This window comes from Luteipulveratus halotolerans (assembly GCF_001247745.1).
In the GTDB taxonomy this organism is placed as follows: Bacteria; Actinomycetota; Actinomycetes; order Actinomycetales; family Dermatophilaceae; genus Luteipulveratus; species Luteipulveratus halotolerans.
In genome coordinates this window covers 3,548,982-3,564,944 of record NZ_LAIR01000002.1, presented here as the reverse complement: position 1 = coordinate 3,564,944, position 15,963 = coordinate 3,548,982, and the positions used below count along the sequence as shown (strand labels likewise).

Below are 15,963 nucleotides of genomic sequence, written 5' to 3'. Positions count from 1 at the left end.
CCACTCACCCCGGCGAACCTGCCGGATCAGGGCGTACGCCGCATCACCGTGCCGAGGGGCGTCCTCCCTCGCCCGGGGGAGAGCCGTGGCACGATGCCCGGCATGTCTGAGGACTGGGCGGTCAGGACCGCGCGACCTGCGTCGCTGGAGGAGGTGCTGCGGGTCGTCACGCCCGCGGTCGGGCGTCTCGGGGTGCGTACGGAGGTCAGCGAGCAGTGGGTCGTCGTCACCGACGGCAACGACCGGCCCCGCGTGTGGATCGGCCGACCGCACCGCAGCGCGGACGGTCAGGGCGTCGACCTCGACCTGTGCGCGACCGGGCACGACGTCGTCGCCGAGTACGGCGCCCCCGAGAGCCTGGTCCGCGACGTGGCCGGTGCGCTCGCGTCCGCGCTCGGTGGCGTCGCCGAGCGCCGGTCGCTCGCGATCGTCCCGGACGAGCCCGACCTGTCCGCGCCCTATCAGGCGCTGCCCGACGACTGCCCCGCCGATGCGCTCACCGACACCCAAGCCCTCGTCATCCAGAGTCAGCAGCGCATCGCGCTCACGCCGTGGCTGGTCCACCAGCAGCAGTGGGTCGCCCGGCACGGGCTCGGGCTCACCGTCGTCACGCCCGCCACCTCCTCGCTCACGCCGGCCGCGAGCGCGATGCTGCGCGTCACGGGCAGCCGCTGGGTCGTCGACACCGGCGACACGTTGTACGACGGCCACCTGGGTCTGCGGCTGAGCTGGGACGGCCGTGAGTTCTCGGCGTCCGACGACCTCGACCCGGCGTTCGCGCCGCTCGCCTCCGACACCTGGGCGCCGCTGGTGCACGCCGAGGTCGTCCACCCGTACGACGCCCCGATGCGCATCGGTGAGCTCACCGCCGACGTGTGCCGCTCGGCCGGCCTCACCCCGCCGAGCTGGGCGGGCATCATCGAGCCGCCCGAGTCGGCGTACGACCCGGAGCTGATCACCGACGTCGCCCAGCAGGTGTCGCCCGGGCCGAGCCGATTCGTGATCACCGGCTCGGGCTTCGACGGGATGCTCGACGTGATCCCCCAGCCGCCGGGCGTCGTCGAGCAGATGGAGGTCACCGCTGACCCTCGTCACGGGCGGCTGCCGTCGGAGGCGCTCGCGGAGTTCGCGGTGGGCGTGATCGACGCGGGCGCCGAGATCGCGGTGCTCGGCTACCGCCGCTCGACCGGCGGGCGGCTGGTCCCGAGCCGGATGACCGGACCCACGGTGCCGGCGGTGGCGGTGTTCGCGCGGCGGCGCTTTCCCGACCTCAGCGACGCGGGAGCGCTGCGACTCGCGGGGCGGTCGGCGCGGCTGGTCGAGACGCCGCTGCCTGCGGTCGTGGTCGAGTACGACGCCGAGCCCGGCACTCCGGAGGGCGATGAGGCCGCAGCGCGGCTGATCCGCCTGATCGAGGGGCTCGCCATGCACGACATCCACCTGCGCGACGCGGGCGCCTGACCGGCGTACGGGCGGGGCACTGCAGGGAACGGCCCCGGATCAGTAGGGGCCCGACCACTCTCCGCGGGCGACCAGCACCATGCGCGTGATGCCCCAGGCGGCGAGAGCCACACCGGCGAGCACGCCGACCACCACGGCGAGGCGGCCGCTCACGGTCGGCCACGGGCGGCGGAGCAGCACCATCAGCACGGCCGCCACCGCCAGGGCGAAGGTGATCGGGCCGAACGGGTTGAGCTCGAACGCCGACCCCAGGTGGCCGTGCGCGGTGTCGACCCACGAGCGGGTCAGGCCACAGCCGGGGCACGGCAGCCCGGTGAGCCGGCGGAACGGGCACAGCACCGGACCGCTGCCGGCAGCAGCAGGCGGGAGGACCGCCGCGGCCGTGACGGCCGCGATGAGTCCTCCCGCCCACCACGCCGTCAGCGGGCGTGGTGCGAGCTGTGGGTGAGCCTGCTCAGGCGAGCGGGCGACCCTGTGCATCCGGGACCTTGCGCATGGCGATCATGATCAGGTCGACGAGCGCCCAGACGCCGCAGCCACCGAACGTGAGCAGCTTGGCGATGCCGAGCCCGGTGTAGCCGAGGTAGAAGCGGTCGATGCCGAAGACGCCGACCAGCCACGAGATGATCAGCGTGGTGACGTAGTCCTTGTCGGAGAAGACACCCTGGATCTGCTTGGCCGGGAAGTACGCGCCGTCGCCGTGACGAACGGCGGTGTCGCTCTTGATCTGCTGGGTCGCAGCCATGTTGCGCAGGTCGTTGATGTGGTACGGACCCTGTTCCTGGCCCATGAGGTTCACGAAGTACGGACCCTCGGGCGAGAGGCCACCCTGCGGACCGGGGCCCTGCGGGCCGGGACCCATCGGGGGACCGGCGGGCGGCGGCGGGGGCGGGGCGCTGCTGGACATGTGGCATTCCCTTTCGGACGTGCTCGGTCGGTGGGTCGTGCGGGCCTGCACCGGCCGGGTGAGGCACCGGGACCGTAACGCAGACCGACCTACGACGTCCCGCGAGTCCGCTCACGTTCCATCGGATCGTGACCGCACCGAGTCCGGGCGGCGGGCCGCCGGTCCGGAAACGGGGGATGTCCGGCGGCAGAATGCGCAAAAACGGAGTGGCTACCTGTCGGTCGGTAGGTTTACTCTGATACGCGCGGGGGCAGGCCACACGCTCTCGCCGTCGGCTCTGACGGGCCGATCACGAGACAAACGTCCGTCTCCCTCTCATCCGTATGCGGCGGTCGGTATGACGATCCTGACCCACGCGGCCGGCCCGGAGCGGATGGGTCGTCTGATGGCGATCCTCGGCGTGCCGATGCTGCTCGGCCCGATCCTCGGCCCGATCATCGGCGGCGTCCTGATCGACCACGCCAGCTGGCACTGGATCTTCCTGATCAACCTGCCGCTCGGCATCGCCGCCATCGCGTACGCCGCCTGGGCGCTGCCGGGTGACGAGACGCACCCGTCGGAGTCGTTCGACTTCCTCGGCATGCTGCTGATGTCGCCGGGTCTGGCACTGTTCCTGTACGGCGTCTCCTCGATCCCCGAGGAGGGCACGATCGCCGCGGCGAAGGTGCTCATCCCGATGATCGTCGGTGCGGTGCTGATCGTGGCGTTCGTGTTCCACACCTTCCGCCCCGAGCACCCGCTGCTCGACCTGCGGCTGTTCAAGAACAAGAACCTCACGGTCTCGATCATCACGATGTTCCTGTTCGTGGCGGCGTTCTTCGGTGGTCTGCTGCTGGTGCCGACCTACCTGCAGCAGATCCGTGGCGAGTCGGTCACCAACTCCGGCCTGCTCATGGCGGCACAGGGCATCGGCGCGATGGTCACGATGCCGCTCGCCGGTGCGCTGGCCGACAAGATGCCGATCGGCCGTTTCGTCCCGATCGGTCTGGTCCTCATCACCGGTGGCATGTTCGGTCTCTCGCGCATCGACGAGTCGACCTCGTACTGGGGCTACATCATCCCGGTGCTGTTCGTGATGGGTCTCGGCATGGGCGCCACGATGATGCCGATCATGACGTCGGCCCTGAAGACGCTGCGCGGCAAGGAGATCGCGCGCGGCTCCACGCTGATCAACATCGTCCAGCAGGTCGGTTCGTCGGTCGGTGTCGCGATCATGTCGGTGCTGCTGACCAACCACTTCAACAACTCCAACGCGGTCCAGGCAGGCCAGAAGCTCGGCGAGGCGCAGCAGGTCGGCACCCCGCAGGCGATGCAGCAGGCTCAGCAGGACCCGGTCGTGATCGAGGCTCTCAAGGCCGCCGGCGGCAGTGTCCAGAAGCTCACCCAGATGGCGATGCACGAGGGCGCCGAGGCGTTCGCGAGCACGTTCGTCGTGGCCTCGATCCTCGTGGCGCTGACGTTCATCCCGGCGTTCTTCCTGCCCCGCAAGCCGCTCGAGACGCCCCCGGCGCCCGAGGGCGAGGGCGGCGAAGAGGTGCCGGTGCTGATGCACTGAGCCACGCTCGTACGCCGAACGGCCCCGTCTCCCAGCCCGGGAGGCGGGGCCGTTCGTCATGGCCCGGTCGGACGGCCTCCACGGGTCTAGCGTGGACGTCAGTGTCAGGGTGAGGCTCGCCGCTTTCGCGGCTGGTTGGATCCTGAGCACCTGGTGTCTGGCTCGTAGCGTTGTTGTCGCCTGTGGGCTGATGTGCATGCGTTGTGCCGGCACTGGGTGTGAAGGAGCCGGTCGGCGTGACTTGAGAGGAGCGTGGCATCGCCCCCACTGAGATGTGTCCGCCGACCGGCCCAACCGTCCAGTCACTGATCAGGTGAAGGAGGCAACCACCATGGTTGTTGTTGGGGCCGATGTGCACAAGCGCACGCACACGTTCTGAACCGCCCCGGGGTTTCCGGACACTTCGTGTTGTGTCTCTACCCGGACGGGATGAGACGGTTTCGTGCAGCGTAGTGGGCTGATTCGACCTCGATGGGTGTCAGGTCGTCGATGGACTCGTGGGGTCGGTCGTGGTTGAACCAGTGGACCCACTGCAGGGTGTCGAGCTCGACGTGCTCGACATCGCGCCACGGCCCGTCGGGACGGATCAGCTCGGTCTTGTACGCGCCGATCTGGGACTCAGCCATCGCGTTGTCGTAGGCGTCGCCCACCGAACCCACTGATGGGTCCACGCCGGCGTCAATCAGCCTGGTAGTGAAGGCGAAAGAGGTGTACTGGCTGCCGGCGTCGGTGTGGTGCACCAGCCCGGTCAGGTCGTCCACGCCGTGCTGGCGGCGTGACCAGATCGCGTGCTCGAGGGTGTCCAGCACCAGCTGGGTGCTCATGCTGGTGGCCGCGCGCCAGCCGACGATCATCCGGGAGTAGACGTCGATGACGAACGCGACGTAGACGGTCCCGGACCAGGTCGCGACATAGGTGAAGTCAGCGACCCACAGCCGGTTCGGGGCCGAGGCGGTGAAGTCTCGCTGGACCAGATCCGCCGCTCGGGCATCGCGCGGGTCAGCGATGGTGGTCCGCACCTGCTTGCCCCGCAGTGCGCCCTGCCAGCCGTTCGCGGCCATCACTCGCTCCACGGTGCACCGGGCCACGTCATGGCCCTGCCTGCGCAGGTGCAACCACATCTTGCGCGCACCGAACCGGGTCACGAACCGCTGCTGACGCGCGGACCGGATCAGCTCGCCGACCTGCGCATCGCGCAGCGTCCGCGCTGAGGGCGCCCGATCGCGGGCCTCGTAGTACGTCGACGGGGCGATCTTGACGCCGTGCTCGCACAGCACTCGACAGATCGGCTCGACCCCGAACTCCTCACGATGAGTGTCGATGAACTCGGTCAGTACCTGGGTGGGCGGTCGAGCTCCGCCGCGAAGAAAGCCGACGCTGACTTCAAGATCTCGTTCGCCCGGCGCAGCTCGGCGTTCTCCTTCTTCAACGCCCGGATCTCCTCCAGCTCCTGGGTCGTGCGACCCGGTCGGGTCCCGCCATCGACCTGGGCCTGGCGAACCCACTTACGCAGGGTCTCGGGAGACCCGATGCCCAGTCGAGCCGCGATCGTGCGGATCGCTTCGAACTCGCTGGTGTACTCGCCGGCGGCGACTGACTCCGTCACCATCCGGACCGCACGCTCCCGCAGCTCACGCGGGTACTTCGAGGGACGTGCCATGACTTCATCCTCCAGTAATGAAGTCTCCGGACATCCCGGGGCGGTTCAGTTCGTCGCGGTCGACGAGGTCGGCAAGCAGATCGGACAGCTTACGGTCGCGGCCACGAGCGCGGGCCATGCCAAGGCGTTGAGGTGGGCCCGCACCCAGTTGGGTGAGGAGCTGACGTGGGCGGTCGAGGACTGCCGGCACCTGTCGGCCCGGTTGGAGCGGGACCTGCTGTCCGCGGGGCAGCAGGTGGTGCGGGTGCCGCCGAAGATGATGGCCGAGCAGCGTCGGATCGCGCGTACGCGGGGTAAGTCGGACCCGATCGATGCGTTGGCGGTCGCACGGGCCTACCTGCGTGAGCCTGACCTGCCGGTGGCGTCCCACGATGAGGTGTCGCGGGAGGTCAAGCTGCTCGTCGACCGACGAGATGCGTTGGTAGCGACCAGGACTCGCACGATCAACTCGTTGTTGTGGCGGGTGCACGAGCTGGACCCGCGGCGGGCGCCCAAGCCGCGGTCGCTGGACCTGGCCAAGCATCAGCAGCTGCTGCGTGCCTGGCTGGGCACCCTCAGCGGTGTGGTCGCCGAGATGGCCTTGGACGAGCTCGATGACGCCATCAGCCTCACCGCGCGGATCAAGACGTTCGAGAGGCGAATCAGGCAGCTGGCGCGTCAGCACGCGCCGAGTCTGGTGGCGATGCCCGGCTGTGGCGAGCTGTCCGCGGCCAAGCTGTTGGGTGAGTCCGCCGGGATCAGCCGTTTCCACTCAGAAGCCGCGTTCGCACGGCACGGTGGACTCGCGCCGATCCCGGTGTGGTCGGGCAGCACCGCCGGCCGGGTACGGATGACCCGCAGCGGGAACCGGCAGATCAACTGCGCGATCCACCGCATCGCAATCACCCAGCAGCGCATGCCCGGCTCCCTGGGGCGGGCGTACTACGACAAGAAGATCGCAGAGGGCAAGACCAAGACCGAAGCGCTGGGCTGTCTCAAGCGGCGCCTCGTACGCGTGATCTTCAACCACCTCACAACCGACCAGACCAACCGTCAAACCGCGACCCTACCGACCGCGGCTTGACATAGGAGAAAGGCATGAGCGACACCGACATCGACCCGAGCGTCCCGCCGAGCGGCACCGGCTGCGTCGAGTGCCTCGACCGACCGGACGGCTGGTGGGTGCACCTGCGTCGGTGCGCCGCGTGCGGTCACATCGGCTGCTGCGACACCTCGCCCGGGCAGCACGCGTCAGCGCACGCCGAGCAGACCGGCCACCCGGTGATCCGCAGCTTCGAACCCGGTGAGGAGTGGTTCTTCGACTACCGCACCAGCAGGGTGCGTACGAGAGGGCCGGCGCTCGCCGAACCGATCAGCCACCCCGCCGAGCAGGGTGTCCCCGGGCCGGCCGACCGTGTACCCGACGACTGGCAGTCGCACCTGCACTGACCCATCGGTCAGCTGCGGGCCAGCAGCTCCAGACCGTCGGCGGCCGGCGTACCGGGCTCGGCGTGATAGATCCCGATGCGGTGGGTGCTGTCGGACAGGCTGAGCACCTCGTACGCCACATCGAGCCGCCCGACGAGCGGGTGCTGGAACCGCTTCACGCCGTAGCCGCAGTCCTGCACGAGGTGCTTGGCCCACAGCCGGGCGAACTCGTCGCTCTTCTGACACAGCTCGCCGACCAGCGCGGTGAGGTTGGGGTCGTCCGGGTTGTTGCCCGAGGAGAACCGCAGGAACGCGACCATGTCCTTGGCCACCTGGCCCGCGTCGACGTACAGGTCGTGACCGTCGGGGTCGAGGAAGAACATCTTGAGCAGGTTGGGACGGTTGCGCTGCTGCTTGGGGTGCTCGAAGCACGTCTGATAGCCGATCAGCTTGTGCCCCAACGGATTCCACGCGAGCACGTCGTTGCAGTGGTCGAGGATGACGGCCGGGTTGGACATCGACATGATCATCGCGACAGTCTCCGGCCGGGCCTGTGTGCGCTTCGGTCGTCGCGGCGTACGACCGGGCTCGGGGTGGGCGAGCCGCCGCAGGTGCTCGTGCTCCTGGGGGTTCAGCGCGAGCGCCCGGGCGAGCGCGTCGATCACGCCGTCGGACGCGTTGTGGGAGGCCGACTGCTCCAGCCGCGTGTAGTAGGTCGGGCTCACGCCGGCGAGCTGGGCGAGCTCTTCGCGCCGCAGTCCTGGGACGCGCCGGGTGCCGTACGACACCACGCCGACGTCCTCGGGGTTGATCGCGGCTCGTCGGATCCGCAGGAACTCACCCAGCTCGGTCGTCATGGCGACCATTGTGCGCGGATCCTTCCCGCTCAGCCTGACCTTGGCAGTGCTACCCAGGCCAGGGGTAGGCAGCGCAGGGACCTGGTTGGCGGTCGCGACGGCGAGCAGGTTGGTGGACGAACGCATCACCACCGACTCACAAGGGGAACCCGTGACCACCCACGTCTCACCCGAGGCGTCCGCCTCGATGACACGGCGGCAGCTGCTCGTCCTGGGCCTGCTGCTCGCGTCGCAGTTCATGCTCGCCGTCGACTTCTCGATCCTCAACGTGGCCCTGCCGACCGTCGGCGCCGGGCTGGGCTTCGCCGAGGCCGACCTGCAGTGGATCGCCACCTCGTTCGCCCTCTGCGCGGCCGGGTTCACGTTGCTGTTCGGCCGGTTCGGCGACTATCTCGGGCGGCGCCGGATGTTCCTGATCGGCATGGCCGCCCTGGGTGTCGCTTCGCTGGTCGGCGGCCTCGCGACCAGCCCGTCCATGCTGCTCGCGGCTCGTGTGGCGCAGGGCCTCGCGACCGCCGCCGTGACTCCGGCCGGCCTGTCGCTGCTGACGACGTCGTTCCCGGAGGGGCCGCTGCGCTCGCGGGCGCTCGGCCTGAACAGCGTCATGATGTCGGCCGGCTTCACCTCGGGCGCGATCCTCGGCGGTGTCCTCACCGACCTGCTCAGCTGGCGCTGGGCGTTCCTGGTCAACGTGCCTGTCGCGGCGCTCGTGCTGGTGCTGGCCCCGATGCTGCTCACCGACACCGCCGACCGCGAGCGCTCACGCCTCGACGTCCCCGGCTCGGTGCTCGTCACGACCGGTCTGCTCGCGCTGGTGTACGGCGTCACGCGCGCCGGTGAGGAGGGTTTCAGTGACCCGTGGGCCGGGTCCGCGCTGCTCGCCGCGGTCGTGCTCCTCGTCGCGTTCTGGCGGGCCGAGGGTCGTCACTCCCACCCGCTCGTGCCGACCGCGATCCTGCGCCGGCGCACCATCGGCTGGGGCAACCTCGGCGGCTTCATCACGTTCGCGATGGAGAGCTCGCAGGTGTTCCTGCTGACGCTGTACCTGCAGCACGTCGTCAGCCTCGACGCGCTGCAGACCGGTCTCACCCTCGGGGCGATGGGTCTCGGCGCGATCATCGGCGGCGCGTGCGGTCCACGCGTCATCGCCGCGGTCGGCGTACGCCGCGCGCTCGCCGGCGGTCTGCTCGTCCAGGGCGTCTTCACCGCGGTGCTCGTCGTGCTCGGTGCGGCGACGGGTTGGATCTGGCTGGTCGCCGGTGCGACGTTCGTCGGCGCGATCGGCCACGTCTGCGCGATCGTCGGGTTCATGGTCGCGGCGACGTCGGGTCTGCCCGACCACGAGCAGGGCCTCGCGACCGGGCTCGCGACCATGACCCAGCAGGTCGGCGTCGCCATGGGCGTACCGGTGATGAGCGCGGTCGCGACGATGGCCGGTTCGTTGGAGTCGCTCACGTCGCTGCGGGTCGCGCTCGGTGTCGACGCGGCGGTCGTGCTGGTCGCGGCGCTGCTGGTGGCGACCCAGCTGCGCGCGGGCCGGACGGCAGCCGCCGAGCCGCAGGAGCGCGTACCCGCCTCCGCCTGACCGCCCTTCCGCCGACAGCACACCTCTCGCCGAGAGGCATGTCCCACGGGTATGCCTCCCGGCGAGAGGTATGCCTCTCGCGGCGTGGTGAGACGGCGCAGGACGCTTTCTGGACAGATCAGTTCAGAATGTGTCAGGGTCGTCCTCGTGGCACGGCACAAGGAGTTCGACGAGCAGCACGCGCTCGACCAGGCGTTGGAGACGTTCTGGTCGGGCTCGTACGCGTCGACGAGCACCCAGGACCTGTGCGACTCGACGGGGCTGTCGCGCAGCAGCCTTTACAGCACGTTCACCTGCAAGTCCGACCTCTACCGTCGGTCGCTGCGGCGCTACGGCGAGATCAAGGGCGTCGAGCGCAGCGGCTACCTCGAGCGCGAGGGCAGCGGTCGTGAGCTGCTCACCGCGATGCTCACCGACGTGCTCGGTGGCCAGTGCGACGACCCCGACCGGCGCGGCTGCATGATCATCAACGCCGCGGTCGAGCTCGGCGAGAGCGACGACGAGGTCGCCGCGCTGTCCCGGGCCAACCTTGAGGAGTTCCGCGACGTGCTCGCGGCCCTCATCGCGAGAGGGCAGGACGACGGGTCGATCACCGCGACCACCCCGGCCATCGACCTCGCGACCGTCGTGCACGCCACGCTCAACGGCCTGCAGGTCAGTGCGCGCGTCGCGACCGACCCCGCCGCGCTGACCAAGGCCCTGCACACCTTGCTCTCACTCATCTGACCGTCGGCGCCGTCGTCGTGCGCCGGCGCCTGCCGCCTTTCTGAACCGATCAGTCCACAATCCGGAACGCCCACGAAAGGGAACGCCCGTGTCGCTCGCGACCGAGACCGCACCGCCGCGGACTCGCCTGCCCCTCGCCGTCTACGTCCTCGCCCTCGGCACGTTCTGCCTCGGCACGTCGGAGTTCATGCTGGCCGGGCTGCTGCCCCAGCTGTCCGACGGCCTCGGCGTCTCGATCCCGCGCGCAGGCCTGCTGATCACCGCCTTCGCCATCGGCATGACGCTCGGCGCGCCGGTGATGACGCTCGCCACGCTCCGACTGCCTCGGCGGGCGACCCTGCTCAGCGCGGCCGCTGTCTTCGCCGCCGTCCACCTGCTGCCGCTGGCCTTCGACGGGTACGCAGCGGTGTTCGCCGGCCGTGTCATCGCGGCGGTCGCGTGCGCGACGTACTGGGCGGTGGGCGCCGTCATCGCGGTCCGCCTCGCCGGCCCCGACCTCACCGCCCGCGCACTGGCCGCGATCGTCGGTGGCCTGACCCTCTCCAACATCCTCGGTGTCCCGGCCGGCACCTGGATCGGCGAACAGCTCGGCTGGCAGGCGGCGTTCGTCGCCGTGGCGATCGCGACCATCGTCATCATCGGTGTCCTGCGGGTCATGGTCCCGGTGCAGCCGCACGACGACGCCTCCACGCCGATGAAGGTCCTCGTACGCCGCGAGCTCGTCGCCTTCCGCGACCGTCGGCTCTGGCTGGCGCTCGCGACGACGGCGTCGTTCCAGGCGGCCGTCTTCTGCTGCTTCTCCTACCTCGCGCCCCTGCTGACCGACGTCGCCGGTATCTCCGACTCGCGAGTTCCGTTGGTACTGCTGCTGTTCGGCGTCGGATCCTTCGTCGGCGTGACGATCGGTGGCCGGTACGCCGACCGCGACCTGCTGGTCAACGTGTGCGCCAGCCTGGGCGCGATGACTCTCGCCTTGCTGCTGCTCATCGTGCTCGCGGGATCGGGTGTCGGTGTCGTGGTCGCGACCTTCCTGTTCGGCGCGACCGCGTTCTCGATCGCTGCCGCGCTCAACGGTCGCGTGTTCGCGTTCGCCGGTGACGCCCCGACGCTCGCCGCATCGGTCAACGTGTCCGCGTTCAACGTCGGCAACGCGATCGGCCCCTGGATCGGCGGCCTCGTGATCGACGCCGGGCTCGGGCTGCGCGCGCCGGCATGGGCCGCGATCGGCCTCGCGCTCATGGCGCTGACGATCGCGGCGTTCAGCTGGCGCCTGGAGCGCGGGCCGGCCGCTCGGCGTACGGACTGCCCTGACGCGGTGTGCGCCTCCGCCTGAGACACCTGGCGTGACGTGAGCTCCTCGTCCGCGCAGCTGCTGCAGCGGATGCGCGGACGAGGACCTGCCAGTACGTCCGGGCGGGAACTGTCACAACGCGCGTCCGATGCATCAGAGTGGGAGCTGCTTCGGGGAGAGAGGCTCGACAGGAGGTCACCATGAACCAGCTCCGCATCGCCGTCATCACCGCCAGCACCCGCCCCACACGCGTCGGACCGCAGGTGACCGACTGGGTGATGGGACACCTGCGCACCCGCTCCGACGCGGCGTACGAGGTCATCGACCTGCTCGACGTCGGCCTGCCGTTTCTCGACGAGCCGGAGCCCGCGTCGTCCGGCCACTACACGAAGGCGCACACCCACGACTGGGCCGCGACCATCGACGGGTACGACGGGTTCCTGTTCGTCACGCCCGAGTACAACCGCGGTATGCCGGCGCCGCTCAAGAACGCACTCGACTTCCTCTACGCCGAGTGGAACAACAAGGCCGCCGGGCTCGTGGTCTACGGCAGCTCCGGCGGGCTGCGCTGCGCCGAGCAGCTGAAGTCGGTGCTCGGCGAGCTGCAGGTCGCGACCGTGCGGGCCCAGGTGTCGATCTCGATCTACGACGACATGGCCGACTTCGAGCGCATGACGCCCCGCGACTTCCAGGCCGGCAACCTCGGGACGACGGTCGACCAGCTCGTGCGCTGGTCCAAGGCGATGCGCGGGATCCGCCGCTGAGCCGCGTCGTACGGTGGCAGGTATGACGCTGCACGCCGACGACTACCAGGCCGACCGCTCGCGCTACGACTCGATGACCTACCGCCGCTGCGGGCGCAGCGGTCTCGACCTGCCCGCGGTGTCGCTCGGCCTGTGGCACAACTTCGGCGACGACGTGCCGCTCCAACGCCAACGAGCTACTCTCCGTAGGGCTTTCGACCTCGGCGTCACCCACTTCGACCTCGCCAACAACTACGGTCCGCCGTACGGCTCGGCCGAGCGCAACTTCGGCACGATCTTCGCGCAGGACTTCCGCCGCTACCGCGACGAGCTGATCATCTCGAGCAAGGCCGGTTACGACATGTGGCCCGGCCCGTACGGTCAGGGCGGCGGCTCGCGCAAGTACGTCCTGGCATCCCTCGACCAGTCGCTCGCCCGCATGGGCCTGGACTACGTCGACATCTTCTACAGCCACCGGTTCGACGACTCGACGCCGCTGGAGGAGACGCTCGGCGCGCTCGACACCGCGGTGCGTCAGGGCAAGGCGCTGTACGTCGGGATCTCGTCGTACTCCGGCCCGCGCACGCAGGAGGCCGTCCGCATCCTGCGCGACCTCGGGACGCCGCTGCTGATCCACCAGCCGTCGTACTCCATGCTCAACCGTTGGGTCGAGGAGGACCTGCTCGACGTGCTCGGCGAGGAGGGCGTCGGCTGCATCGCGTTCTCACCGCTCGCCCAGGGCATGCTCACCGACAAGTACCTCAAGGGCATTCCTGCCGATTCCCGTGCGGCACAAGGGAAGTCGCTCGACCCGAAGATGCTCGACGAGGCCGCGCTCAAGCACATCCGCGCGCTCAACCGCATCGCCAAGGCACGCGGTCAGTCGTTGGCGCAGCTCGCGCTCGCGTGGATCCTGCGCGACCCGCGCGTCACGTCGGTGCTGATTGGGGCGTCGTCGGTCGAGCAGCTCGAGAACAGCCTCGGCGCGCTCGACAACCTGGCGTTCGACGACGCCGAGCTGAAGAAGATCGACAAGCACGCCGTCGACGCCGGCATCAACATCTGGGCGAAGTCCTCCCGGGCCTGACCAGCGGTCTGCGACTCGCCCAGCGGCCAGGGTCAGCCGAAGAGGATGGCGGCCTCGTCGTACCTCGACCGCGGCACCGTCTTGAGCACGGTCGTCGCGTCGTGCAGGTCGACGGTGACGACCTCGGTGCCGGACAGCGACACCATGGTGCCCCACTTCTGCTCGACGACGGCGTCGATCGCGCCGGTGCCGAAGCGGGTGGCGAGCACGCGGTCGTACGCCGACGGCACGCCTCCGCGCTGCAGGTGACCGAGCGTGGCGACCCGGGTCTCGATGCCGGTGGCGTCCTCGACCATCGGGCCGAGGCGCTCGCCGATGCCGCCGAGGCGCGGGCGCCCGAACGCGTCGAGCCCGCGCGGTGCGTCGGGGTGCTCCTCGCCGTCGAGGGTGAACCCCTCGGCGACCACGACGATCGGGGCACGGCCGCGGTCGCGGGCGCTCTCGACCCACTCGGCGATCTGCCCCATCGACTGGGGCACCTCGGGGATCAGGATCGCCTGGGCGCCCCCGGCGAGGCCGGCGTGCAGCGCGATCCACCCGACGTGGCGGCCCATGACCTCGACGACCATGCAGCGGTGGTGCGACTCGGCCGTCGTACGCAGCCGGTCGATCGACTCGGTCGCGATCTCGACCGCCGTGTCGAACCCGAACGTGTAGTCGGTCGCCGACAGGTCGTTGTCGATCGTCTTGGGCACACCGACGATGTTGATGCCCTCATCGGCCAGCCGGCGCGCTGCGGTGAGAGTGCCCTCGCCACCGATCGCGATCACGGCGTCCATCTCGTGATGGGCCATGACCTTGCGGACCTGGTCGATGCCGCCGTCGTCGAACGGGTTGGTGCGCGACGTGCCGAGGATCGTGCCGCCCTGCCGGGACAGGCCGCGTACGTCGTGGCGGGGCAGAGGGATGACGTCGTCCTCGACGAGGCCGCGCCAGCCGTCCTTGATGCCGAGGAAGGTCTGACCGTGGATGCGGTCGCCCTTGACGACCGCGCCTCGGATGACCGCGTTGAGGCCGGGGCAGTCGCCGCCGCTGGTGAGGATTCCGATACGCACCCGACAATTCTGGACGTTCGATCGTGTTTACACGTGAGTACGTCTCATCCTTCGGGTCACATTCTCGGTCGAGTCCCGTCTGTCCGGCAGTGCATGGAGTGCCGGGCAGACGAGATTCGCGCGGGAGGCGCGACCGGCGTACGACGAGTGGCTCAGACCGGTGTGAACGCGCAGAACTCGTTGCCGGCTGGGTCGGTCATGACGTTCCAGCCGATGCCGTCGTCACCCTTGGGCCGCTGCAGCACGGCGCCCGCGGCGATGAGCGCGTCGAGGTCGTCGGTGGTGACGTCGAGATGGATGCGGTTCTTGGTGGTCTTGGGCTCGGGCACCGGAGCGAAGTCGATCGACTCGAACGGTGCGCCCGTGATGCCCTCGATGTAGGAGAAACCCTCGTCGTCCCGGACCGCCTCGACCCCGAACGCAGCTGCCCACCAGGCTGCGAGCTCGTGCGCCGCGTCGGCGTCGCCGGTGACGTCCCAGCCGATCTCGTACAGGCCGATCGGGTGTGCCGCCGGCCGGATGAAGACGCAGAAGTCCTGACCGTCGGGGTCGCGCATCGTGGTCCACGAGAAGCTCTCGGCGTCGACGACGGTCGCGCCGGCCGCGATGATCGGGTCGAGCGAGTGCGCGTTGATGTCGAGGTGGACGCGATTCTTGGCTGTCACCGGCTCGGGCACCTGGTTGACCCACACCTCGACGGCCTCACCTGCACGCAAGCAGCCGTCACCGTCGTCGTGCGGGTGCGGGTCCCACCCGAGCAGCGGAGCCCAGAACCGTGTCTGCGCATGGGCGTCGGAGGCATCCATGCACAGGTCCTTGTACGCCACGAGAGCCATGCCTGCGAACCTACCGAGCCCCACCGACAGCGGCGGTCAGGTACGGCTCTGGCGGCCGCGTCCGAGCATCGCGAGCACGGCACCGGCGCGCGAGTCGGCACCCGTGAGCGCCATGACCGCCGCGACGTCACGGGCCACGGTCCGGGGCGAGACATCGAGCGCGCGAGCGATCGCGGCGTCGGTGCGACCCAGGCACATGGCGCGTGCGACCGACAGCTGGCGAGCGTTGAGCGGGGGCTCCTCGCTGTCGGCGAGCACGGGTCGCGACTCCGCCCAGGTCACGTGCCACAGCTCGAGAGCGCGCGCGAGGAACGTGCCCGACGTCGCCGCCCAGGCCACGGGTTCGCCACGGGCGGTGTCGGGTCCCTCCAGGAGGGCGAGCCGTTCGTCGCTGATGATGAGGCGCAGCATGGCGGTGCCCACCCGGATCTGCGGGGTGAACGACGGCAGCAGAGGGCTGAACCGCAGCGCTCGCTCGGTCGTGATCCTCTGCAGATCGACCTTGCGTGCGTACGAACGGTCCTCGAGCTCGAAGGCAGGGTTCTCGGGGTCGAAGCTGAGCGTCGGGTTGGTGCTCCAGACGCTGCGCACGGTCTGCGCCTCGATGTCGACGAGACGCTTCGTGATCGGCCCCTGCCCGACGGCGAACAGGCTCAGACCGGGCGGTGGCGGTCCATCCGACATCGCGACGTCGGTGACGGCCGCGCGCAGAGCCACGCCGAGCGTCCGGGCATCGTGCCGTTCAGGTGGCGTCACCCTGAGTCCTCCCCTGAGCCGGCCCGGTACGGCCGGA

Annotated in this window: 16 protein-coding genes and 1 other annotated feature; of the genes, 9 read left to right on the top strand and 7 right to left on the bottom strand. The window is 69.8% G+C overall.

From position 1 onward, the window contains the following. The first annotated feature begins 102 nt into the window (after positions 1-102). Positions 103-1,461, top strand: coding sequence for a DUF6177 family protein (locus tag VV01_RS17910; RefSeq protein ID WP_050671081.1), 1,359 nt, complete (start codon positions 103-105; stop codon positions 1,459-1,461). A 39-nt stretch (positions 1,462-1,500) separates the two neighbouring features. On the opposite strand, the gene VV01_RS17905 is transcribed toward VV01_RS17910, so the two are convergent. Next, positions 1,501-1,941, bottom strand: coding sequence for a DUF2752 domain-containing protein (locus tag VV01_RS17905; protein ID WP_050671080.1), 441 nt, complete (start codon positions 1,939-1,941; stop codon positions 1,501-1,503). Further along, complete coding sequence (locus VV01_RS24480) at positions 1,916-2,368, bottom strand: NINE protein (RefSeq protein WP_157508913.1); 453 nt, start codon at positions 2,366-2,368, stop codon at positions 1,916-1,918. Before VV01_RS24480 ends, VV01_RS17905 begins: the two co-directional genes overlap by 26 nt. Positions 2,369-2,705: 337 nt before the next feature. On the opposite strand from VV01_RS24480, the gene VV01_RS17895 reads away from it, so the two are divergent. Further along, a complete protein-coding gene (locus tag VV01_RS17895; protein WP_050671078.1) occupies positions 2,706-3,923 on the top strand; it encodes a DHA2 family efflux MFS transporter permease subunit in 1,218 nt (405 codons plus the stop codon). 416 nt (positions 3,924-4,339) lie between these two features. Here VV01_RS17895 and VV01_RS17890 read toward each other — a convergent pair. Further along, positions 4,340-5,583 (bottom strand): IS3 family transposase gene (locus tag VV01_RS17890; RefSeq protein WP_157508689.1). Its coding sequence is split into 2 segments (ribosomal slippage): positions 4,340-5,295 and positions 5,295-5,583, totalling 1,245 coding nucleotides; the frame shifts between segments, so codons are not numbered across the junction. Next, positions 5,168-5,296 (bottom strand) — a sequence feature (AL1L pseudoknot). (Overlaps the previous gene by 129 nt.) On the opposite strand from VV01_RS17890, the gene VV01_RS17880 reads away from it, so the two are divergent. Further along, positions 5,582-6,646, top strand: a complete 1,065-nt coding sequence (locus VV01_RS17880; RefSeq protein WP_050671077.1) for an IS110 family RNA-guided transposase — start codon at positions 5,582-5,584, stop codon at positions 6,644-6,646. The two genes, VV01_RS17890 and VV01_RS17880, sit on opposite strands and share 2 nt — an antisense overlap. Positions 6,647-6,660: 14 nt before the next feature. Beyond that, on the top strand, positions 6,661-7,011 hold the full coding sequence (locus VV01_RS17875) for a UBP-type zinc finger domain-containing protein (RefSeq protein ID WP_050671076.1): 351 nt from the start codon (positions 6,661-6,663) through the stop codon (positions 7,009-7,011). An 8-nt stretch (positions 7,012-7,019) separates the two neighbouring features. Here VV01_RS17875 and VV01_RS17870 read toward each other — a convergent pair whose 3' ends face one another. Beyond that, positions 7,020-7,847: a helix-turn-helix transcriptional regulator gene (locus tag VV01_RS17870; RefSeq protein ID WP_050672013.1), complete on the bottom strand. Its 828-nt coding sequence runs from the start codon at positions 7,845-7,847 to the stop codon at positions 7,020-7,022. A 151-nt stretch (positions 7,848-7,998) separates the two neighbouring features. On the opposite strand from VV01_RS17870, the gene VV01_RS17865 reads away from it, so the two are divergent. From VV01_RS17865 to mgrA, 5 genes are all read left to right on the top strand, one after another. Continuing rightward, positions 7,999-9,432, top strand: a complete 1,434-nt coding sequence (locus VV01_RS17865; protein WP_331456463.1) for an MFS transporter — start codon at positions 7,999-8,001, stop codon at positions 9,430-9,432. Between the two features lie 147 nt (positions 9,433-9,579). After that, positions 9,580-10,158 carry a TetR/AcrR family transcriptional regulator gene (locus tag VV01_RS17860; RefSeq protein ID WP_050671075.1) on the top strand — a complete coding sequence of 193 codons (579 nt, stop codon included), beginning with the start codon at positions 9,580-9,582 and terminating at the stop codon, positions 10,156-10,158. Between the two features lie 88 nt (positions 10,159-10,246). Beyond that, positions 10,247-11,491 carry a Cmx/CmrA family chloramphenicol efflux MFS transporter gene (locus tag VV01_RS17855; RefSeq protein WP_050671074.1) on the top strand — a complete coding sequence of 415 codons (1,245 nt, stop codon included), beginning with the start codon at positions 10,247-10,249 and terminating at the stop codon, positions 11,489-11,491. Between the two features lie 158 nt (positions 11,492-11,649). Continuing rightward, positions 11,650-12,213 (top strand): NADPH-dependent FMN reductase, encoded by a 564-nt coding sequence (locus VV01_RS17850; protein WP_050671073.1) that lies wholly within the window; start codon positions 11,650-11,652, stop codon positions 12,211-12,213. Positions 12,214-12,235: 22 nt separating this feature from the next. After that, positions 12,236-13,279, top strand: coding sequence for an L-glyceraldehyde 3-phosphate reductase (gene mgrA, locus VV01_RS17845; protein WP_050671072.1), 1,044 nt, complete (start codon positions 12,236-12,238; stop codon positions 13,277-13,279). Positions 13,280-13,311: 32 nt separating this feature from the next. On the opposite strand, the gene VV01_RS17840 is transcribed toward mgrA, so the two are convergent. The 3 genes from VV01_RS17840 to VV01_RS17830 form a co-directional block, all read right to left on the bottom strand. Continuing rightward, positions 13,312-14,334, bottom strand: a complete 1,023-nt coding sequence (locus VV01_RS17840) for a 6-phosphofructokinase (RefSeq protein WP_050671071.1) — start codon at positions 14,332-14,334, stop codon at positions 13,312-13,314. A gap of 152 nt (positions 14,335-14,486) precedes the next feature. Beyond that, positions 14,487-15,170, bottom strand: coding sequence for a VOC family protein (locus VV01_RS17835; RefSeq protein ID WP_050671070.1), 684 nt, complete (start codon positions 15,168-15,170; stop codon positions 14,487-14,489). A gap of 36 nt (positions 15,171-15,206) precedes the next feature. Further along, positions 15,207-15,926, bottom strand: coding sequence for a response regulator transcription factor (locus tag VV01_RS17830; protein WP_231635267.1), 720 nt, complete (start codon positions 15,924-15,926; stop codon positions 15,207-15,209). Positions 15,927-15,963 lie beyond the last annotated feature (37 nt).